Origin of the sequence: uncultured Roseibium sp. (genome assembly GCF_947499295.1) — a bacterium.
Lineage (GTDB): Bacteria > Pseudomonadota > Alphaproteobacteria > Rhizobiales > Stappiaceae > Roseibium.
In genome coordinates this window covers 228,282-248,423 of sequence record NZ_CANMNP010000003.1, presented here as the reverse complement: position 1 = coordinate 248,423, position 20,142 = coordinate 228,282, and the positions used below count along the sequence as shown (strand labels likewise).

General features: G+C 55.7%; 17 protein-coding genes. 10 read left to right on the top strand and 7 right to left on the bottom strand.

Annotation, left to right across the window (positions count from 1 at the left end; genetic code table 11):
• Positions 1–7: 7 nt before the first annotated feature.
• A complete protein-coding gene (locus Q0835_RS07660) occupies positions 8–481 on the top strand; it encodes a hypothetical protein (RefSeq protein WP_298959891.1) in 474 nt (157 codons plus the stop codon).
• On the opposite strand, the gene Q0835_RS07655 is transcribed toward Q0835_RS07660, so the two are convergent.
• Positions 478–1,767, bottom strand: a complete 1,290-nt coding sequence (locus tag Q0835_RS07655; RefSeq protein WP_298959888.1) for a cyclic nucleotide-gated ion channel — start codon at positions 1,765–1,767, stop codon at positions 478–480. The genes Q0835_RS07660 and Q0835_RS07655 overlap by 4 nt on opposite strands.
• A gap of 214 nt (positions 1,768–1,981) precedes the next feature.
• On the opposite strand from Q0835_RS07655, the gene Q0835_RS07650 reads away from it, so the two are divergent.
• Complete coding sequence (locus tag Q0835_RS07650; protein ID WP_298822473.1) at positions 1,982–2,107, top strand: hypothetical protein; 126 nt, start codon at positions 1,982–1,984, stop codon at positions 2,105–2,107.
• 86 nt (positions 2,108–2,193) lie between these two features.
• On the opposite strand, the gene alaS is transcribed toward Q0835_RS07650, so the two are convergent.
• Together alaS and recA are read right to left on the bottom strand one after the other, a co-directional pair.
• On the bottom strand, positions 2,194–4,851 hold the full coding sequence (alaS, locus tag Q0835_RS07645) for an alanine--tRNA ligase (protein WP_298959885.1): 2,658 nt from the start codon (positions 4,849–4,851) through the stop codon (positions 2,194–2,196).
• A gap of 318 nt (positions 4,852–5,169) precedes the next feature.
• Positions 5,170–6,240, bottom strand: a complete 1,071-nt coding sequence (gene recA / locus Q0835_RS07640; protein WP_298822471.1) for a recombinase RecA — start codon at positions 6,238–6,240, stop codon at positions 5,170–5,172.
• A gap of 316 nt (positions 6,241–6,556) precedes the next feature.
• Between recA and Q0835_RS07635 the strand changes: the two genes are divergently transcribed.
• Both Q0835_RS07635 and Q0835_RS07630 read left to right on the top strand, forming a co-directional pair.
• Positions 6,557–7,480 carry a carbohydrate kinase family protein gene (locus Q0835_RS07635; RefSeq protein WP_298959882.1) on the top strand — a complete coding sequence of 308 codons (924 nt, stop codon included), beginning with the start codon at positions 6,557–6,559 and terminating at the stop codon, positions 7,478–7,480.
• A 105-nt stretch (positions 7,481–7,585) separates the two neighbouring features.
• Positions 7,586–8,518, top strand: coding sequence for a pseudouridine-5'-phosphate glycosidase (locus Q0835_RS07630; protein WP_298959879.1), 933 nt, complete (start codon positions 7,586–7,588; stop codon positions 8,516–8,518).
• Positions 8,519–8,522: 4 nt separating this feature from the next.
• On the opposite strand, the gene Q0835_RS07625 is transcribed toward Q0835_RS07630, so the two are convergent.
• A complete protein-coding gene (locus Q0835_RS07625; protein ID WP_298959875.1) occupies positions 8,523–10,943 on the bottom strand; it encodes a DUF3772 domain-containing protein in 2,421 nt (806 codons plus the stop codon).
• Positions 10,944–11,281: 338 nt separating this feature from the next.
• Between Q0835_RS07625 and Q0835_RS07620 the strand changes: the two genes are divergently transcribed.
• From Q0835_RS07620 to Q0835_RS07605, 4 genes are all read left to right on the top strand, one after another.
• Entirely contained in the window at positions 11,282–12,487 is a 1,206-nt protein-coding gene (locus Q0835_RS07620; protein WP_298959872.1) for a cell surface protein, read from the top strand.
• 59 nt (positions 12,488–12,546) lie between these two features.
• The gene (locus tag Q0835_RS07615) at positions 12,547–13,473 is read left to right on the top strand and encodes a DUF6384 family protein (protein WP_298959869.1); all 927 of its coding nucleotides are present in this window, start codon (positions 12,547–12,549) and stop codon (positions 13,471–13,473) included.
• Positions 13,474–13,504: 31 nt separating this feature from the next.
• Entirely contained in the window at positions 13,505–14,956 is a 1,452-nt protein-coding gene (locus tag Q0835_RS07610; protein WP_298959866.1) for a hypothetical protein, read from the top strand.
• A gap of 182 nt (positions 14,957–15,138) precedes the next feature.
• A complete protein-coding gene (locus tag Q0835_RS07605; protein ID WP_298822464.1) occupies positions 15,139–15,633 on the top strand; it encodes a hypothetical protein in 495 nt (164 codons plus the stop codon).
• Between the two features lie 122 nt (positions 15,634–15,755).
• Here Q0835_RS07605 and Q0835_RS07600 read toward each other — a convergent pair whose 3' ends face one another.
• The gene (locus Q0835_RS07600; RefSeq protein WP_298959863.1) at positions 15,756–16,184 is read right to left on the bottom strand and encodes a VOC family protein; all 429 of its coding nucleotides are present in this window, start codon (positions 16,182–16,184) and stop codon (positions 15,756–15,758) included.
• 149 nt (positions 16,185–16,333) lie between these two features.
• Here Q0835_RS07600 and Q0835_RS07595 point away from each other — a divergent pair, with 149 nt between their 5' ends.
• The gene (locus Q0835_RS07595; protein WP_298959861.1) at positions 16,334–16,927 is read left to right on the top strand and encodes a TetR/AcrR family transcriptional regulator; all 594 of its coding nucleotides are present in this window, start codon (positions 16,334–16,336) and stop codon (positions 16,925–16,927) included.
• 184 nt (positions 16,928–17,111) lie between these two features.
• Complete coding sequence (locus Q0835_RS07590; RefSeq protein ID WP_298822461.1) at positions 17,112–17,771, top strand: L,D-transpeptidase; 660 nt, start codon at positions 17,112–17,114, stop codon at positions 17,769–17,771.
• A gap of 21 nt (positions 17,772–17,792) precedes the next feature.
• Here Q0835_RS07590 and Q0835_RS07585 read toward each other — a convergent pair whose 3' ends face one another.
• Both Q0835_RS07585 and Q0835_RS07580 read right to left on the bottom strand, forming a co-directional pair.
• Positions 17,793–18,596 carry an SDR family NAD(P)-dependent oxidoreductase gene (locus tag Q0835_RS07585; protein ID WP_298822460.1) on the bottom strand — a complete coding sequence of 268 codons (804 nt, stop codon included), beginning with the start codon at positions 18,594–18,596 and terminating at the stop codon, positions 17,793–17,795.
• Positions 18,593–20,122 carry an AMP-binding protein gene (locus Q0835_RS07580; RefSeq protein WP_298822459.1) on the bottom strand — a complete coding sequence of 510 codons (1,530 nt, stop codon included), beginning with the start codon at positions 20,120–20,122 and terminating at the stop codon, positions 18,593–18,595. The genes Q0835_RS07585 and Q0835_RS07580 overlap by 4 nt, the downstream gene beginning before the upstream one ends.
• Between the last annotated feature and the right edge of the window lie 20 nt (positions 20,123–20,142).

The window sequence follows — 20,142 nt, the reverse complement described above, 5'->3', positions numbered from 1 at the left end:
GACTGCCGTGCTTGAATCAATTTCTCAAGAAATCTCTTTTTCAAAATCAAAGCAATTGGTTACGACGATTTCCGCATGTCTTGTTCTTCTGGTTTGCCTTGGCATTCAAGCGGCAGCCCAGTCTGTTTACGAACCTGCCCGTGGCACACCTGAACGCGGCGATATTCTCAATGCAGTGCGTCCGATGCTGGAAGCCCGGGTCGGGCCGCCATTGGAGTTTGTGGTCGACTGGATGCGTGCCGGCAACGGCTGGGCATTTGTTCAGGTCAGCCCGCAAAGACCGGGCGGCGGCGTCATTGATCTGAGAAGCACCACATATGCGCAGCAGGCTGAATACATGGACGGCCTCGCCACCTTCGCCCTGCTCCGTTTTCAGTACAATCGCTGGAACCTGATCGACTTTGCTGTCGGTCCAACGGACGCGTTCTGGCACGGCGACCCGCTCTATGCCCGCCTGCCCCAGGGACTGGCCCCCTACTAGGCCGGATCCTTGTCTTGTCCTGTTTGATCTTTTGAAAAGAGCTCCGGCTCCGATTCTGTTCGCGCATCCTCGCCTGCGGCAAAGACGCCTGCTTGCTGAAGCTCTTCCTCGGCGAGCTCTCCCAGAACCTTTTTGCCGGCGAGTGCCCGTTCTCGCGCTTCGTCCATGATCTTCTTGGCAAGCGCTTCATCCCGGTCCATGAGCTGTCTCAGCGCTTCAGCTTCCAGCACAAGCAGCTGACAATCGCTGTAGGCTGAAACCGTAGCCGTTCGCCGGGTCTGATTGATTAGCGCGAGTTCACCGAAGAAGCTGCCTTCGCCAAGGTATACCGTGTCGTGCGGCAGCTTGATTTCCACCTCGCCATCGGAAATGAAATACATTCTGTCGGCAACGTCACCCCGATCGGCAATGGTCATGCCCTTGCGTACGCTCTGAGCCTGAAGAAGCTTGGAAACTTCCGCAATTTCCGTTGCCTTGAGGTCTTCAAACAGAGGTACGCGGGCCACCATGGACCAGGTGACGACGAAATCCCGGCTGTGTATTTCCCTTGCAAAAGCTGACGCAATGATGCCAACCGGCAAGGCTATGAGGCCGTAACCGAGCAGCATGACGAAACTGCCGACCATCTTTCCAAGATTGCTGACAGGCACAACATCGCCATAACCAACTGTGGTGACGGTGGTGATGGCCCAATACATGCCGTGAAGAATGCTGCGGAATTTCTCCGGCTGATCGTCATGCTCGATCAGGTACATGGTGGTCGCCGCAAGCAGAATGACACCCATGATGATCATGGTTGAGCCGAGCAATGCCCGGCGTTCATTGGCAACAGCAGAGATGAGCGATCTGAGCGCGGGCGAATAGCGCGCCAGTTTGAGGAACCTTAGCAGGCGCAGGATGATGACCACCACCACTGCCTGGTTTGGCAAGAACAGCACAAACAAAAGCGGCAATGCACCAATCAGGTCTACAAGCGCATCGGGATGGACCGCATAGCGAAGACGTGCCTGGATCGGTCCGTAGCGGCGCAGCGGCGGATGCAGATCGGCCACATAGAGCCGCAAGATATATTCAACCAGAAAGACAAAGCCGCTGCCGAGTTGAAGAAAACGCAGATGTTCTCCGAAGGCCAGTCTTACGTCCGGCACGGTTTCGAATACGGCCAATGCAATATTTAAGATGATCAGGAAAACCAGAAAATGGCGCAAGGAACGAGCCGCAAGCTTTCGTTTGCCTGTGTCTTCAAGCACTTCATAGAGTGCTCGCTTGAATTCGTGGCGCGTCACCCGCGTACTCCGGTGTCTTTTGCGGTACTGAAAGAGGAATAGCCGAAGAATGGGTTCAGACAAAGCGCTCTTGCTTGCCCAGCTGATTGCTCCCCGACCACTTCACGAAGACTACGCGAAGCCGTGAGCCAAAGTGGCATCAACGTGATTGGGCAAATTTGTCGCAGCCCCCATCTTTAGAAGGGTAAGCAAAACGCTCAAAAAGGAGACAAACATGAGTATCGAGACTGACAAGGTCAGAGCTGCGGAGACCTCACCGCACCATGTCGTACTGAAAATGCTTCTGGTATCCACTCTGCTGGCAGCCGCCTCTCTTGCAGCCGTTGCAATGGTTCACTGATCTAAACCCACCTGAAGACATTATCTCATGAAAAAAGCGTGCCCATTGGCACGCTTTTTCATTTTATGCAGTTGTTTTGGCTTCTGCTACAGAGCCGACAAGTGGCTTTCAATCGCCCCAATCGCGCTTTCCGCCTTCGAACCATCGGGCCCGCCGGCCTGTGCCATGTCGGGCCGTCCACCGCCACCGCGCCCGCCAAGCGCCTCTGATCCGAGCCTCACCAGGTCGACAGCACTAACCTTGTCGGTCAGGTCTTTTGTAACCGCTGTGACAATCGCAGCCTTGCCATCGTCGGCCACGTTGATCAGGACAACGACCCCTGAACCCAGCTGAGCCTTGGCATCATCCGCCATGCCCTTCAGATCCTTGGGGTTAATGCCTTCAACCGTGCGGGCCATCAGTTTGTAGGAACCAGCATCCTTGACCGGTGCAGCTTCCGAACCACCGCCGCCCATGGCAAGTTTCTTCTTGGCATCGGCCAGTTCCTTTTCCAGCCGCCGACGCTCCTCCACGAGCTGAGCAACACGGCCGGGCACGTCATCAACAGCAGTCTTCAGGATACCGGCGACCTCCCGCAGGCGCTTGTCCTGCGCGTCCAGATAGGTCCTTGCCTCAGCACCGGTCAGCGCCTCGATCCGGCGAACACCCGCTGCAACTGCACCTTCGGAGACGAGCGTGACCAGACCGATATCGCCTGTGCGTTTCACATGCGTCCCACCGCACAATTCAAGCGAATAGGGTTTACCTTCCTTGGCACCATGCAAGGCGGTCCCCATGGAAACAACGCGTACTTCTTCGCCGTATTTTTCACCAAACAGGGCCATGGCACCTGCCTCGATCGCATCATCGACTGCCATCAGCCTCGTGTCTACCGAAGCGTTTTGAAGCACGATTTCGTTGGCATAGGTCTCGACAGTTGAGAGTTCCTCTTCGCTCATGGGCTTTGGATGAGAGAAATCAAATCGAAGCCGTTCCGACGTGACCAATGAGCCTTTCTGTGCGACGTGGTTTCCAAGGACTTCTCGCAGCGCTTCATGGACCAGGTGCGTTGCCGAGTGGTTGGCCCGGATCCCCGTGCGCCGACCGTGATCCACCTTCAACTCAAGCGCAAGACCGGGCACCAGGGTCCCTTCTTCCACTGTCACGGAATGAACAAACAGGCCATCGGCCTTTTTCTGGGTGTTCGTGACAATTGCCCTTACGCCATTCGTCTGCACCACGCCGGTGTCACCGACCTGACCACCACTCTCGCCGTAAAACGGTGTCTGGTTCAGCACCATGAAACCATTCTGGCCTGCGGTCAGTTCAGCAACCTCTGCATCCTCAGACGCAAGGCCCGCGACGACACCTTCGGCAATCTCGGTTTCATAGCCCAAAAAATCGGTCGCACCGTATTTTTCCTTCATGGCAAACCAGATCGTCTCGGTCGCCGCGCCGCCGGCACCTGACCAGGCAGCCCGAGCTTCGGCCTTTTGGCGCTCCATGGCCGTGTCGAACGCGTCCGTATCGACGGAAATATCTCTGGCGCGCAGGGCGTCCTGGGTAAGATCTAGCGGAAAACCGTAGGTGTCATAGAGTTTGAATGCTGTTTCCCCGTCCAGCCGACCACCAGCCGACAGATCCTGCGTGGCGCTGTCGAGCAGGCCAAGGCCTCGCTCAAGCGTTTTGCGGAAACGGGTCTCTTCAAGCTTCAGCGTTTCCGTGATCAGGTCTTCTGCCCGGCCAAGCTCCAGGTAGGCCCGGCCCATTTCACGAACAAGAGCGGGCACAAGCTTATGCATAAGCGGTTCGCTTGCGCCCAGAAGATGGGCATGGCGCATTCCGCGGCGCATGATCCGGCGCAGCACATAACCGCGGCCTTCATTGGATGGCAGAACACCATCTGCGATCAGGAAGCTGGTTGAGCGAAGATGGTCGGCGATCACCCTGTGACTGCCTAGCGCGTCCCCTTCCGCATCAACACCGGTCGCGTTTTCCGAGGCGGCAATCAACGCCCTGAAGAGATCGATATCATAGTTGTTGTGAACGCCCTGCATGACAGCCGCAATGCGTTCGATCCCCATTCCGGTGTCGATCGATGGGCGCGGCAGGTCGAGACGCTTTTCAGGCGTCTGTTCATATTGCATGAAGACCAGGTTCCAGATCTCAATGAACCTGTCGCCATCTTCCTCAGGTGTGCCTGGAGGACCGCCCCAAACATGGTCACCATGGTCGTAGAAGATTTCCGAGCACGGGCCGCACGGACCGGTATCGCCCATGGACCAGAAATTGTCCGAAGTCGGGATGCGGATAATCTTGTCTTCGCCAAGCCCGGCAATCTTTTTCCAAAGATCAAATGCCTGATCGTCCTCGGCATAGACCGTCACCAACAGCTTGTCCGCCGGCAGACCGTACTCCTTGGTGATCAGGTTCCATGCAAGTTCAATTGCCCGGTCCTTGAAGTAATCACCAAAGGAGAAGTTTCCGAGCATTTCGAAAAACGTATGGTGGCGCGCCGTATACCCGACATTGTCGAGGTCGTTGTGCTTCCCGCCTGCACGCACACACTTCTGGGATGTCACCGCCCGTTGATAATCGCGCTTTTCAAGACCGGTGAAAACGTTCTTGAACTGGTTCATTCCCGCGTTCGCAAACATCAAAGTCGGATCGTTCCGCGGTACCAGCGGACCGGAATCGACCACCTCGTGATCGTTCTTCTTGAAATAGTCCAGGAAGGCGGTGCGAATTTCGTTTACGCCGGTCATTCGGGTCTCACATCGGTCTGAGCCCGAAGATGCGGGCCAGTTAATTGGCTTTCTGATATCGCAGGTCCCCAGATTGGGATACCGGCCGGAAGAGCCTTTTAACTTTGACCTACAAACCTGTCCAGCAGTTGCGAAGAAGCTCGCTCAGAGAAACCGCGGATTTGCCCGTTGCCGCCGGCATTTTCAGACAGACCCGCAGGCGACTTCAAAGATGAAAAGACAAAACCCCTCCTTGATCGGCAAGGAGGGGTTCAAAATTTTGCTTATCAGACAAGATCGCGTCTGCGAACAGATGTCAGGGATGAGAGGAAAAAGATCTCAATCCTCGTCTTCTTCTGCGCCGCGTTCCGGGTCGATGATTGCTTCAGCGATAAGCCCTGCATTCTGGCGAATGGCCAATTCAATCTCTTCAGCAATTTCCGGATTGTCCCTCAGAAACTGTTTGGCATTTTCACGGCCCTGGCCGAGCCGCTGGCTGTTATAGGAAAACCAGGCACCGGACTTTTCGACAATATTGCCTTTGACACCAAGATCGATCAGTTCGCCGGTTTTGGAAACCCCTTCGCCATAGACGATATCGAATTCAACCTGCCGGAAAGGAGGCGCAAGCTTGTTCTTGACCACCTTGACGCGCGTCTGGTTTCCGACCACCTCATCCCGATCCTTGATCGCGCCGATGCGGCGGATATCAAGGCGAACCGAAGCATAGAATTTCAGGGCATTACCGCCCGTCGTCGTCTCGGGCGAGCCGAACATGACACCGATCTTCATCCGGATCTGGTTAATGAAGATAACCATACAGTTCGACTTGGAAATCGATGCGGTCAGCTTACGGAGCGCCTGGCTCATCAAGCGTGCTTGCATGCCCGGCAGACTGTCACCCATCTCCCCTTCCAACTCCGCCTTAGGGGTCAGGGCCGCAACGGAATCGATAACCAGAACATCAATTGCCCCTGAGCGCACAAGCGTATCGCAGATCTCAAGCGCCTGTTCACCCGCATCCGGCTGGGAAATCAGCAGATTGTCGATGTCGACACCGAGCTTTCTGGCATACAAAGGATCAAGCGCATGCTCCGCATCAACGAAGGCGCAAATACCACCGCTCTTCTGAGCTTCGGCAACAGTATGAAGTGCCAGTGTGGTCTTACCTGACGATTCCGGACCGTAGATCTCAACGATACGTCCGCGCGGCAGCCCACCGATACCCAGCGCGATATCCAAACCGAGCGATCCGGTTGAGACAGACTGTATCTCCACTGCGTCCCTCTGACCCATACGCATGATGGATCCCTTACCGAAGGCTCTTTCGATCTGGCTCAGCGCTGCATCAAGCGCTTTTGTCTTATCCATCTGGCTGCTTTCTACGAGACGAAGTGTACTTTGTGACATGGCTTACGCTCCTTATTCCACGATGGACGCGCTGTTTCAATGAGAGCTTTGTACACTTTTTGTTCTCATTTGACAAGTCGGCGAAACCGATTGGTATTAAAACGGAAATGCCTGTTTGTTTCCAGTATGTTCTCTGTAGAACGTTTGGAGCTAACGCCGCGTAACTATTTCATTTGCGACACCTGTGATTCTATATGCCTGGAGAATCAACCGGCCATCGGCAAGGAGTTGCCGCATCAGGTTCGATCTGTTAGCCCGCTTGTCCTGTGTCTCAACGTCCGCCACTACCGGTCGAGCTCTGGAGAAGTAATCAGGCGTGTCCCCGTCCTTCGAAAGTCCTGTTATTGCACTTGGTGCAATTCACTATGATACGATTGCGCATGGAGCTGAAGTGATCCGGCCCGAGACGTCCACGCCGGCGCGCTTCCACGCAAAACCAGGCGGAGTGGCGACGAATGTCTCTCGTAACCTTTCAAGGCTGGGTGTTCAAACCAAGCTCATCGGGACAGTTGGAGACGACGCTGCTGCGCAGATCCTCAAAGAGCAATTGGGTGAAGAAGGGATCGAACACTTCACCGTCACCAGATCGGGTTTTTCAACCGGACAGTATCTGGCGTTACATGATCCGGACGGTTCGCTGAAAGCCGCCTGCGTCGATGACCGCATCCTCTCCGAAGCGCCTGCCGACCTTTTCTCAGACATCGTTGACCGCTTGTCTGCAACGGCAGACGAAAAGACAATCTGGTTTGTCGACGCGAACCTGCCAGCCCCGATGCTTGAGGGCCTGGCGTCGCAAATCCAGACAGGAAGGCTGATGGCCAATGCGGTTTCGGATGCCAAGTCCCGGCGATTGAAACCCCTGCTCTCTCGCCTTGACTGCCTCTATCTCAATCGCGGAGAGGCCGCCGCGTTGACCGGATTGCCAGCTTCAACGGGCTCAGATGAAATTTCTTCCGCCCTCGTCGACGCAGGTTTGAAAGCCTTCGTCCTGACAGACGGACCGTCCGGCATAATCGTTTCAAACAAGGGTTTGATCACCAGACTTACACCGGAAAATACGGATGTCGTCGACGTGACCGGCGCAGGTGATGCATTGACGGCGGGCAGCCTCGCAGCAGTTTCCAAGGGGTACGCTCTTGAAGAGGCGGTGAGGTTCGGCCTGAGGGCAGCGGCCCTGACCCTTGCCAGCACGGGCGCATTGGCTGAAACACTTTCCTGGGAAGCTTTGACCGCTTTTTGACCAAACGGACAAACCAATCACTTGGCGAGTTCTCGGTGCGAGCTTATAAGAGCGTCAAACAACAAAAGGGCTCTGCGCCCATGGAAACAATAAGAGGCCTCTTCCGTGACACGCCCAAACCTCAGCACTTCAGTCAAAGACCTGCTTGTCTACAACGCAGAGGTCCGCGATGCGCTTGCCAGCGACAAACCGATCGTTGCGCTGGAATCCACGATTATCACGCACGGGATGCCCTTTCCGAAGAATGTCGAAACAGCCCGGCTGGTCGAAGCTGACATTCGTGCCGAAGGCGCAGTCCCAGCCACCATCGCACTGATGGATGGCAAGATCATGATCGGCCTGTCCGACAGCGACCTGGATCGCCTGGCTCAAGCTGAAGACGTTATGAAGTGCTCACGCGCCGACCTCACTTTTGCGCTCAGCACCGGCTGCTACGGCGCCACCACCGTTGCCGCCACGATGATGGCAGCGCATGTTGCCGGGCTGAAAGTGTTTGCGACCGGCGGCATTGGCGGTGTTCACAAGGGCGCGGAGACAACGTTCGACGTGTCTGCGGATCTCGACGAGCTTGGACGAACACCAGTCTGCGTTGTTTCAGCAGGCGCAAAGGCGCTGCTGGATATTCCCAAGACGCTGGAAGTGCTGGAGACCAAGGGGGTCCCGGTTATCGCTTTTGGCACCAGGGAACTGCCGGCATTCTGGTCTAGGATCAGTGGTCTCCAGGCGCCCTACACACTCAATTCGGCCGCTGAGATCGGAAACCTTTTGAAAATGCGGCAAAACTTCCCAGATCATGGTGGTGTCCTGATTGCCAATCCGGTGCCCTTGGCAGATGAAATACCCGGATCCGAGATGGCCGGCCATATTGACGAGGCTATCCGGCAGGCTGAGGCCCGGAATGTAACTGGAAAGGACGTCACGCCTTTCGTTTTGGGCGCAATTCTCGACCTGACGGCTGGACGCAGCCTCGACACGAATATCGCACTTGTACGCAACAACGCCCGCCTGGCAGCCCGTATCGCGGCTGAACTTGTCTAGAAGGTCAGGATGCCGGGGATGGATCAGCTTTTGCTTTTCCATCCAGGGCACTCAACACCTTGTCGATATCCTTGATATGCAGATCACGCTGGGGGATCGGGATTTCAATCCCTGATTTGCCGAATTCATTGTAGATGGCGAAAAAGAGATCCGACTGCGTCGTCAAAATATTATTGACGTCTTTCAGATAGCACCTGAGTTCAAAGTTCAAAGCATTCTCGCCAACCCCCATGAAGAGGACAAACGGCACCGGATAGCGCGCAACGGTGTAGTGTCCACGGGCCGCTTCGATCAAAATGGCCTTCACCCTCTCCAGGTCACTGCCGAATGCAACCCTGATTGGAAGCATCAATCGGCCGGACTTGTTGCTCAAGGTCATATTCTTGACCGTGCCGGCAATCAGATCCGAATTTGGAATGATGACATCATGCCGATCGAAGGTTTCTATCCTGGTCGAGCGAACGGAAATGTCGCGGACATAGCCCATATGACCGGAAACCTCGATCCAGTCCCCTTCCTTGATCGGCCGCTCTATCAGCAAGATGATGCCTGAGACGAAATTCGAGACAATGGTTTGCAGCCCGAACCCGATACCAACCGAGAGTGCCCCAGCCACGACGGCAAGGCTGGAAAGGTTCAATCCAGCGGTTGAAACCGCCACCAGAATCGCAAGCGTCAACCCGACATATCCGGTCCCGGTCACGATGGCCGTCTGCGCACCGACATCCATGCGTGTTTGCGGCAGAACCGATGTCCTCAGCAGGTTCTTCAGCCAACGTGTGATCAGCACGCCGATTGCGAAGACAACCCCAAGAACGATCAGAGAATCCAGCGACAAGCGGATATCCCCGAACTGAACACCCCCGATCAGCAATCGCCAGGCATCTGCGATATCCGTTGCCCTTGCGCCCCATGTCAGTGCGATGAGCGGCGTAAAGATCGCCACAAGTGGAACAATCAGTCCTATGGTCACCAGAATTGGTGTTGGAGCCGTGTCTTCCCGGTCGGTCGCGGTTTTCACCAGAAGCTGTGCCAGGTGGTAGAGCATGAAGCCCAACCCCAGCTGCGCGACCGTCATGATCATCGGAATGATGGCAGCCCTTGCCAGTTCCACATAACCGACGAGGGTCACACTGACTGCCAGGAACGCAGACGCCTTCATCAAGAAGGAAAGAAACAACAGAAAACCGGATTCTTGCGGTTTGACCGAAGCTTCTTCGATTTCCTCATCTTCGTCCGGTTCGGCAGTCTCTTGCGTTTGGTCGGACGCATCCGCACCTTTGTTTCTGATGATTCCCGCCAATGCCCACAACAATACGGCTGCGGTTGCAATAAGCGGCACCGACAACACCGAGATCGCGCTGTCACCGAAAGCATTGTCAAGCTGCAGCGTTTCCAGAGCGACTTCGACCATCATGAAGGCACCGAGCCCCTGGCAAAGCCGCAGGCCCAGCTTTGCCTCGCGGTCCTCGAGTTCCAACAAGCGCCAGCGGGTCAGACCTGGCGCAAACAGCGTGTGCCCCAGCCAGTTGGCGATCACCATGAAAAGTGCCACGATCGGCGCTGCCGTGAGCGCAATTCGGGCGCTGTTGGGATAAATGTCCAGAACCGGTATGACGAGGAGGATCGACAAGGCGCCGATTGCCGGTAAAACCAGGAAACTGAGATTATAGATCACAGCAAGTGCAAGCGCGCGGCCACCGCGTTCCTGGCGCTCACTCAGCTTCAATAGCAACCGATGGATGGGCATTCGCCCAACGACAATGAAAAATATGCCGAAGGCGATAAGCGCCAAAGACGTCGGCACGGTTTGTCCGAGCGCTTTCGATACGCTGGGGCGTTCCAGTTCCCCTTGTATGTCGCGCTGCAGCCGTCTCCAGAATTGGTTGATTTCCTGAAAACCACTGGTCCATGTCGCCGGTACGAGCGGCGACGGATACCGGGTCAGCAGGCTGTCGATCTTCATCGACCTAATCTGCCGGTCGACTTCCCGAATGAGCACATTGGCAAGGTTCGTGATTTCCCTTGCTTCGCGGATCGGTGCATTGGCTTCGGCCAGTGCATCCGTCAGCTCCTTGCGCCGCTCGGCAATCTCCTCAGGTTCATCCTGCCCACCCGAAGGTGGTGATCCCAGTGCCCGCAGTTGAGCGGCAAGTGTTTGCGCATCTATGCTGCCCGTTTCAACCACTCGGGAGTTTCTGTCGCGCACCTCGACAAGTTGTTGACGCAATAGCTCAAGCGTTCCGGTCGAGACAGTGCCTTGCTCCAGGGCATTTGACGCACGCTCGAAGAGATCGAGAACCGGGGGGGCAGCTGGCACCGGGTCGCTACCGGCTTCCTGGGCATAACTGGCACCCACCGACAATTGCAGTGCCAGCAGCAAAGCAACCAGCAGCGAGAAACCAAAAATTTTTATCTGTTTCATCACTTTGCCATGCCAACGCGTGCCTGTTCCGATCAAGACCGAAAGTCTTTCCTGACCACTTGTTACTGCATTCTTCTGTGGCAAAGCCATGAGCACAAGGTCACGAAGGTCACAAGGGCAAAATGCAGGAACTCTGGTCTTCGAAACATACTTGTCGCAAAAGCCGCCTATGGAAAGGATCAAACGGGTCCGGCTCGACGAATGAACTTGGCCAGTTTCCCTTGCCAACCCGTTGACAGAGCGGCGTAAGCCTGCCCTAACATGGCCCTTTACGACGTAAACAGGACGAAGCGGCGCTGGACCACAAAAATCGACGCCGTCCTTCGAGGAGGTCAAACATGACAGACGCGGCAGCACCTGAAACTCCGGAAAATGCAGCGGCGCCGGCCGGCGGGTTTTCCCCCCTTCAATATCTGGATCGCGCTCTTTCCACATTGCGCGATATCGGCATCTCACCGGAAACCGAAAGGGATGCACCGATCAATGCCCTGCTTGAGCAGATCTCCGACCTGTCGCCGGACAAGGTACTGATCATTTCACGCACTCTCGGTCAGGCCTCCAACTTCAACGAAGTGGTCCGCAACCAGGTGCAACAGATGGACATCGGTGAACGTTATGAGGAGATCACCGAGGCCTTCAACTCGATCCGCGACGATGCCAAGACGCTGGTTGACCAGCTCGCGGACGGCAAGATTTCCTTCACTGAAAATCTTTCCAACAAATGGCGTGACATGCGGCGCGGCACTATTTCGGACCGGTTCACCGACATTCGTGGAACCTACAAGGAGGTGGCCAGTGCAACCAAGGACCAGATCGAGCGCGAACAGGTCATCCTCGAAGCCTACCGTGATTTCCGCGGAGCACTGAAGCAGGCAGAGGTTACGGCGCTCGAGTTGCTGAACATGGCAACTGAAAAACTGTCGGCCGCCAAATCAGCGCTTGAAGGGTCTTCCAGTGAAGTGGAAGCCTATACCGGGGACGACCCGGCCCAGAAAGCCCGGCTTGAACTTGCGCGTGACGAAAAACTGCGCGAGATGCAGGACGAAGAAAAGAGATACCAGATTGCCAAGGATCTCTCCGACAATCTGACGATCGGTTACAATACGTCCGAAGTCATTATGGCTCGATTGGTGCAGACCACAAACGCCAAGGAGCGCGTATATGCCCAGTCGGTCAGCTTCTTTTCGACCAATGAGTCTGTTCTGACCGCTCTCAACGCTTCCTTTACGGGCATGCAAGGCCTGCACGAATCCACCGAAACGCTGAACGCCATGAAGGACGGCATCAACAAGAGCCTTGAGACGCTGGCAGAGATTGGCGACGCGGTTCAAAAGGAAGCCTTGAAAGCCGGTTACGGCCCGACCGTCGCCGCTGCTTCTGTCAAAAAGCTGGTGGACTCGGTTGTGAACTTCCAGGTCCAGTCACGTGAAATCATTACGGAAATGCGTGATATGTCGACCAAGAACTCCGAAGAAATCCGCAATGCCGTCGAAGACGGCAAAAGGCGGCTCGCCAAACTGACGGCTCAGGGCCAGGGACTTTAACACACAAGGCATCGGCAGGCCGGTGAACCGGCCTGCCCAACGCAAGAAGATTTAATCGTATGGCAGGCAAATCCGAGGCTCCGCTCGACGATCTGATGATGGCGATGGACGTGGTCGACACGCTTCGGCATGAAGAAGGTCAGGTGGCCCGCGAACTGAAGACGGATGAACGCGACACCGCTATGGTCGACCGGCTGCGTAAGGTCTATGCAGCTCAGGGGATCGACGTTCCGGACCATATTCTCAAGAAGGGTGTCGAGGACCTCAAACGCGACCGTTTTGTCTATTCACCTCCGGCTACAGGTTTTTCGCGTACTCTGGCGATGATCTATATTTCCCGCAGCACCTGGTCGAAATGGATGGCCGGGGTCTTTGCTGTTCTGGTCATTGCGATTGCAGCCTGGTATTTTCTGGTCAAGTTGCCTGAACAACGCGCAGAAGCGGATCTGCTGGCTCGCATTGACGCCCTTCCCCAAACATATTCCGAACTGGTCAGCCGCGTTGATGCGTTGACTGAAAATGCCGACATCGAAGCAGAAGCGGCCCGCATTGCCGAAGATGGCCGTCTGGCTCTGTCGGATGGCAAAAACGATGCCGCCTTCAAGGCCGAAGGCGACTTGCGTCAACTGGCAGCCAATCTGCAGGAAGTCTTTGAAGTCCGGATCATTTCACGTCAGGGCGTGCCGACAGGTATCACCCGTATTCCGGAAACCAATCCGGATAGCGAAAACTACTACATTGTCGTGGAAGCAATCGACCCGGACGGAAACATCATCAACCGCAGCATTTTATCAGAAGAAAACAGCGAAGCGATTTCAGTCGACAAATGGGGACAGCGGGTATCGCAGAACATTTATGACGCTGTGCGGCAGGACAAGCTGGAAGATGGCATTGTCCAAAACGGCAAGCTTGGCGAAAAACGCCGCGGTGAACTGAATATCAAGTGGCGCAGCGGCGTGCGGGACGGAGCAATCACCCAATGGTAGCGGCCAATCGGAAGTTGATGGGGACAAGCGTATGCTGACAGGACGTCAGACCCTGGGGACGATTGAGCAATCGCTTGCTGATTTGCGTCGTGAAGAAGCTGAACTCACCAAGCGGATAGAGCGCGCAACCCGTGCCCTGACAGATCTGCAAGAGCGTCAGAGCGAGGCTTACCGCGACCTGGCGCGTTTTCGAATGGATACAGATGCGGCAGGTGCACTGAACACCCGCCTCGACAGCGCTGCCCGTGAAGCCCGTCGCCTTTTGGACAAGCGAAACGCCGACTACAAGGTTCTGACCGATCAGCTCCGCAGCTGCGAAGCAGAGCGCGGCCAGCTTCAAAAGGAACGCTTGGAACTGGACGATGCCCGGGATGCGGCGGAAAGCCAGATGGACGAACTGATGGAAGCCATCGACGGCCGCCTGGAAAACGACAAGACCTATCTTGCTCAGCGTGAAAAAGCTGAAACCGCAGAGGCGACCGCGGAAGCTGCAGCGTCAAAGGCTGACACTTCCAAAGCGGATCGTGAGCAGAAGGGCAAGGCCTATGAGGACGATCCGCTGTTCATCTACCTTTGGCAGCGCGGCTTCGGAACCCCGGACTATAACCACCGTGGTCTCGTGCGCTCGCTGGATCGATGGGTTGCCAGGCTGATCAAGTTTGACGGAGCGCGAGCCAATTACGCAATGCTGACCGGCATCCCAGAGCGTATGGCCCGCCATGCGGAACACTGCGCCGAAATTGCCGTTAGAGAGCAGGCCAAACTTGCGGATATGAGCCGCAATGCCATGACAGATGCAGCCGGAACAGATCTGGTCGGGGCCATCGAGACCCAAAGTGAGGACATTGACCGGATCGACGTTCAGCTCGACAAACTGGATCGTCAGATCGAAACACTGTCAGCTGCGCTGACTGAGTTTTCCAGCGGCGAAGACGCGGATTTTCAGAAGGCCGAAGAACACTTGTCTGTCTCACTTCAGGCCGATGACCTGAACGACCTTTGGCGGGCCGCAATTGCGACACCCTCGCCTGAGGATGAAAAAATTGTTCAGCGTATCGAAGATCTGAAAGACAGGATTGAACAGGTCACCCGCGAAATCAGGCAGGACCGGGAGCTGCAACGCGACATCAGCCGTCGCCGGGCCGAGCTCTCCGACGTCATCAAACGGTTTCGCTCGAAGGGCTATGGAAGCTGGGAATCCACTTTTTCCGATGACAAGCTGACAACGGTTTTGCTGGGTGAATTAGTCAAAGGTGCCATAACCGGCGCGGACTACTGGTCCAGGGCTGAGCGCTCGCACAAGCGCCGCAAGCCACGCGGTCGTCGCGTTGCCTTTCCAGGCGGGTCCGGGCTTCCGAAATCCATGGGTGGATTCGGTGGCGACTTTAGCCGCCGCTCAAAAGGAAAAGATCCTTTCAAAGGAGGGTTTAAGACCGGCAAAAGCTTTGGCAGCGGAGGTTTCAAAACCGGTGACAGTTTCTAATTTTAAAAGACTGCCATTTTTGCCCATGTCCGGCCACAAGGCTTCGTTAGGAGTGTTGTGACACAGTGTTGATACAAGAATGCCATTGCTCACATGCAGTTTTATTGTGTTCAGCGATGACTTGATTTAGGTGATGACCAGGCCGAAACCCATCGGCTGCTCTATTGAATGCAGGACTGATCATGCGACATCTTCTTTTAGCCAGCCTATGCGCGCTTAGTCTTGCCGCATGCCAGTCAGGGTCCTCTCAACGTGCGAGTTTGCCCGACCAGCCCCAGCTTAGCGTTCCAGCCGGAGCACAAAGCGTAAATATAGCAGCCGATCCACCAACCGTACGCAATGCTCTGGTATCCAGTGCGCAACAACGTGGTACGGTTGTTCTTCAGGACCAGCCAAACATGGTTGTTCTGGAAAGGCCGATGACCAGTCCGAATCCTGCACTCGATTCTGAATTCGGACCGTCAGACAACGGTCAGCGTGTCATTCGCATCCGCGTCCGTTTTACCGGTACACCCTGCCAGACGCTCGCCGTTCAGGACCTTGCCGTCATAAACAACGTTCGCACAGCGCTTGAACAAAGTTTCGTGTTACCCGGTGACCCGAACACAATGCAGAGCCTCCAGGGCTTGAAATCGCGCGCCGAGCAAAACAGCTCCTGTCCTGCCGTCTCGTCCTGAGGGCTGAAAGCAATTCCAACCGAGCGGCGTGACCGGTCTCCCGGCCACGCCTTTTTGTTGCACCAAACGGCCGCTTCAAAACCGATGTGCTTGGCTTGAAATTCCGGCTTCTGAAGTCGCCGCTATGACGGCACGGCTTCAGGGGCAAATTGCTTCAGGAATTCGGGGCTTGGGGGAATTGGTTTGATAACATCGATCAGAACGCCATTCGGGTCACGAGTAATGAAGTGGCGCTGACCGAAGTCTTCATCACGTAGAACCTGCAAGATAGGCAAACCGTTTTCCTTGGCTCGTTCATAAACTGCATCAACGTCTTTCACTTCGAAATTTATCAGCATTCCGGCCGCTTTCTTGCCTCGTCCTTCTTTCGGGATTGTCTCGTGGTCCTTATCGAGAACCGCAAGATTGACACGTTCGTCTTCCTCGGATTGCAGATGAACGTACCAGTCGGCTTCGAACGCCGCCTTGAATTTGAAGTTGTCCCGATAGAACCGCGCGGTTTCTGCAACATTCGATGTCATCAGAACCGGGTAATACTGTGTGCACTTCATCTTTCGATCTCCTTGCCACGGAACCACTGCCAATCTGACCGGTGCACCGTCATGCCGACGAAAACCCGGTCATTGGAGGGGTCTTTTCAACGCCAATAAAAAGACATACAGTTTGTATGTAAACTTCAATTAACATACAGGCTGCATGTATGCAAGGAACAAAATCTCGCCGAACTCAGGCCGAACGCCGGGCCGAAACCCGCAGCGCACTCCTAAAGGCTGCCCGGGCTCTGATCGTTGAAAAGGGGTATGCGGAAACAGGAACGCCGGAAATCGTGAAGGCTGCAGACGTCACCAGAGGCGCGCTCTATCATCACTTTACGGACAAAGCGGACCTCATGCGGGCCCTCGTCCATCACGAAGCGGCTGCAATAGCGGTTGAAATCGATGCCAAGACCGATATCAGACAGTCTCCGCTCGACGCTTTCATGTCCGGTGCGAGCGCTTACTTTTCCGCAATGTCCGTGCCTGGTCGCGCAAAAATCATGTTGCTTGAGGGGCCTGCTGTTCTGGGCGTAGCGGAAATGACGGAAATTGACAAAGAGACCGGTGGCGCAACGCTGTTGGAAGGTTTGCAGCACAGCGCAAAGCACGGACACCTGAGAGGCATCCAGCTAGAGCCGCTGGCCGATCTTCTTTCCTCGGCATTTGACCGTGCAGCGCTTGCCATTGCAGCTGGAGAAAACCGAACCGCATACGAGGCAGCCACGCGCAAGCTTCTGGCAGGCATTTTGGCGGACTGACTAGCGTTTTTGTGATTTTGGAACAGCCTCTTAGGACTCGACGTTAATCAGCCATTTACCATAATTGTGTTGCTTTCGGAGACCGTTTGAGTATTCCGTTTATCAAGATTGCGGCCCGTAAAGCTGTTTTAAGATGACAACAACCGATATCCGCTGCGAGGCGGCCCCGGGAAAGGACGCGAGCATGGCGATAAAATTGAGCCGACGGAGCTTTGTTGCTGGAATTCCGCTGTTGCTGGCCGCCTGCCAAAGCAAACAGGGCGCCACGGTTCAAGCGGGTTTGACGCCTCTGTCCGACGGGACGCCTGATTATGCGACCGCCTATGCACCTGTGCGGGACGGCGGCTTTTCGCTGCCCGGCATCAAATATCAGAACTTCGACCCGAAGTACCTGCGCCAGTCGGTGTTCTATCCGTCCCAGTACCCGTCCGGTACAATCGTTGTCGATCCGAACAGGAAGTTCCTTTACCTCATCCAGCCAGGCGGGCGCGCCATCCGCTACGGCATCGGCGTCGGCCGTGCCGGGTTTGCCTGGAATGGCGAGGCGGTGATCCGTTTTAAGCGCAAATGGCCGAAATGGTTTCCACCCGACGAAATGATCGAGCGCGAACCGCGCCTGGCCAAATACAAGGACGGACAGGAAGGCGGCCCAAGCAACCCTATCGGCGCCCGCGGTCTCTATCTGTGGCAGGGCAACAAGGACACGCTCTACCGCATCCACAGCACAAACCAGCCAAGCAGCATCGGCACCAATGCATCCAGCGGCTGCATCCGCATGTGGCACCAGGACATCATCGACCTCTATAGTCGCGTTGAACTCGGCGCCAAGGTCGTGGTTCTTTAAGTCGATCGCTACGCTTCTCGCCTATTGCGCCGTCCAGCCACCGTCGACGGGGATCGTTGCACCCGTCACGTTGTGAGCTATCGGATTGCAAAGCCAAAGAGCAAGCTCACCGATTTCAGAAGGGTCGGAGGTGCGTCGTGACGGCTGCTTTTCTGCCAGCAGATCCGCAATCCCCTTGTCCCGGTCTCCGCCAAATTGTTCGGCGCGGGCTGCCACTTGTGGCTCGATGATGGCTGTCTCCGTCCAACCGGGCGCAATGCAGTTGACGGTAACGCCGCCTGCTGCCTTCCTGCCTGCCGTCGCATATTCAAGAGCAGCAACTTTGCTCATTCCCACCAGACCAAATTTTGACGCGACATAAGGTGCCTTGTTCACGGAGGCGACCAGCCCGTGAACCGATGCAATATTGATCACCCGGCCATAGCCTCTGGCTGCCATCGCCGGAAGGGTCAGTCGCATGGTATGGAAAGCTGCCGAAAGATTGACGCCGATGATCGCGTCCCAGATTGCCGGATCAGCTTCCGCAAGACTGGCGGTTTTTTGAATTCCCGCATTGTTGACGAGAATATCAGCGCCGCCCCAGCCTTCAACCTCCCCCATCATTGTCTCGATCGCGGCCACATTTCTGACATCCGCATCGAAAAACCTTACCTTAGGAGCACCGGCTTCCAGTACAGCTTCAACAGTTAATTTTGCTTCCTCATCCGTCGCCAGGCCGTGTACGCCAACTCGTGCCCCTGCCCGCCCAAGAACTTTTGCAATGGCCAGCCCAATCCCTTGCACCGATCCAGTGACAAGCGCAGTTTTCCCGGTCAGTTCGCTCATGTCTGCTCCTCCTCGTTCACTCTGTCCCGAAGCTTCGTCTTCAGAACCTTTCCGTAGTTGTTCTTCGGCAGTTCAGAAACGAAACGATACTCTTTTGGTCGTTTGAACCGTGCAATCTGATCCAGACAATGGGAATCCAGTAGTTGTGTCGTGACGCCATGATCATCGTTGCAGACAACGAAGGCCACTACGGTTTCACCCCACTCCGGGTCAACCCGGCCGACAACCGCCACTTCACGCACGCCCACATGGCTCAGCAGAGCCTCTTCCACTTCGCGTGGGTAGATATTGGAACCACCGGAAATGATCACGTCCTTGGAGCGATCCTGAAGGGTCACATACCCGGCATCGTCCATGCGCCCGAGATCTCCCGTCCACAACCAGCCTTGCCGAAGTGTTTTCGAAGTCGCATCCGGGTTGTTCCAATATCCCTTCATGACGGTAGGCCCCTTCACCACAATTTCCCCCACTTCACCGGGCGAAAGATTGTTTCCTGCCTCATCGACAATCGCAACAAGGACAGCGGACTGCGCTGTTCCGACTGAATTCAGCCGTTCTCGCCAACGCGGATGACCACGATCAGACACTTCTTCTCGTGGCAGTGCCGTGATTCCCATGGGACACTCACCCTGGCCGTAAATCTGGATGAAGCGAGGCCCCATCAGATTGACAGCCTCCAGAATGTCCGCCTCGTACATCGGTCCACCGGCATAGACGATGGTCCTGAGGCCTTTGCCGGAAAGGTTCTTCGCCTTGGCTTCGTCTATAAGCCTTCGAACCATCGTCGGGGCTGCGAACATCGACACGGAACCGATCAGAGGAGCAATCTTCAGTATCTCTTCGGCGTCGAAGCCACCGCCTTCGGGCACAACATGCCGCGCGCCCTTCAGGACATGCATGAAATTGTAGAGACCAGCCCCGTGGCTCATTGGGGCCGCATACAGGATGGCGTCCTGGGTTTTGACTTCATCCACGTCTGAAAAGTAGGTCAGCGTCATGGAAAGGATGTTTCCACACGTTATCATGACGCCCTTGGGCTTGCCGGTCGTGCCGGATGTATAAAACAACCAGGCAAGATCATCCTTTTGGAGGGCGACCGGAATTTTGTCCGACTGGGAGCAGCGCATTGCGCCAAACTCTTCACCCGACAGACTGACGATACGCACATTCTGATCGACAAGCCGTGCGAGTTGCCTGCCGGATTCCTCATCCGCAAAGACAAAAGACGCTCCGGAATTTTCGATCATCCAGGCAGCTTCTTTGACATGCAGTTTGGCGTTGATCGGGACAACCGATGCACCGATCCACCATGCGCCATAGAGGGCTTCCAGATACTCGGTCCGGTTGGCACAGTAAAATGCGACGCGGTCGCCTTTGCCGACATCTTCTTTGGACAAAGCCAAGGCGATGGAGCCGGCACGTTTGGCAAACTCGCCATAGTTGGCAGTACATGTTGTGCCGGTATGAAGCGCTGGTGCATCAGGCATTCTTGCCGCGCTTCTATAAAGCCATTCTGCCGGGTTCATTCTTGCCTCCCTATGCGACC

Bases quoted from the DNA above. Each gene is read 5' to 3' on its own strand.
- Q0835_RS07605 (WP_298822464.1), top strand. From the start codon at position 15,139: ATGCGACATCTTCTTTTAGCCAGCCTATGCGCGCTTAGTCTTGCCGCA.
- Q0835_RS07650 (WP_298822473.1), top strand. From the start codon at position 1,982: ATGAGTATCGAGACTGACAAGGTCAGAGCTGCGGAGACCTCACCGCAC.
- Q0835_RS07595 (WP_298959861.1), top strand. From the start codon at position 16,334: ATGCAAGGAACAAAATCTCGCCGAACTCAGGCCGAACGCCGGGCCGAA.
- Q0835_RS07585 (WP_298822460.1), bottom strand. From the start codon at position 18,596: ATGAGCGAACTGACCGGGAAAACTGCGCTTGTCACTGGATCGGTGCAA.
- Q0835_RS07580 (WP_298822459.1), bottom strand. From the start codon at position 20,122: ATGAACCCGGCAGAATGGCTTTATAGAAGCGCGGCAAGAATGCCTGAT.
- recA (WP_298822471.1), bottom strand. From the start codon at position 6,240: ATGTCACAAAGTACACTTCGTCTCGTAGAAAGCAGCCAGATGGATAAG.
- Q0835_RS07610 (WP_298959866.1), top strand. From the start codon at position 13,505: ATGCTGACAGGACGTCAGACCCTGGGGACGATTGAGCAATCGCTTGCT.
- Q0835_RS07620 (WP_298959872.1), top strand. From the start codon at position 11,282: ATGACAGACGCGGCAGCACCTGAAACTCCGGAAAATGCAGCGGCGCCG.
- Q0835_RS07590 (WP_298822461.1), top strand. From the start codon at position 17,112: ATGGCGATAAAATTGAGCCGACGGAGCTTTGTTGCTGGAATTCCGCTG.
- Q0835_RS07600 (WP_298959863.1), bottom strand. From the start codon at position 16,184: ATGAAGTGCACACAGTATTACCCGGTTCTGATGACATCGAATGTTGCA.
- Q0835_RS07615 (WP_298959869.1), top strand. From the start codon at position 12,547: ATGGCAGGCAAATCCGAGGCTCCGCTCGACGATCTGATGATGGCGATG.
- Q0835_RS07625 (WP_298959875.1), bottom strand. From the start codon at position 10,943: ATGAAACAGATAAAAATTTTTGGTTTCTCGCTGCTGGTTGCTTTGCTG.
- alaS (WP_298959885.1), bottom strand. From the start codon at position 4,851: ATGACCGGCGTAAACGAAATTCGCACCGCCTTCCTGGACTATTTCAAG.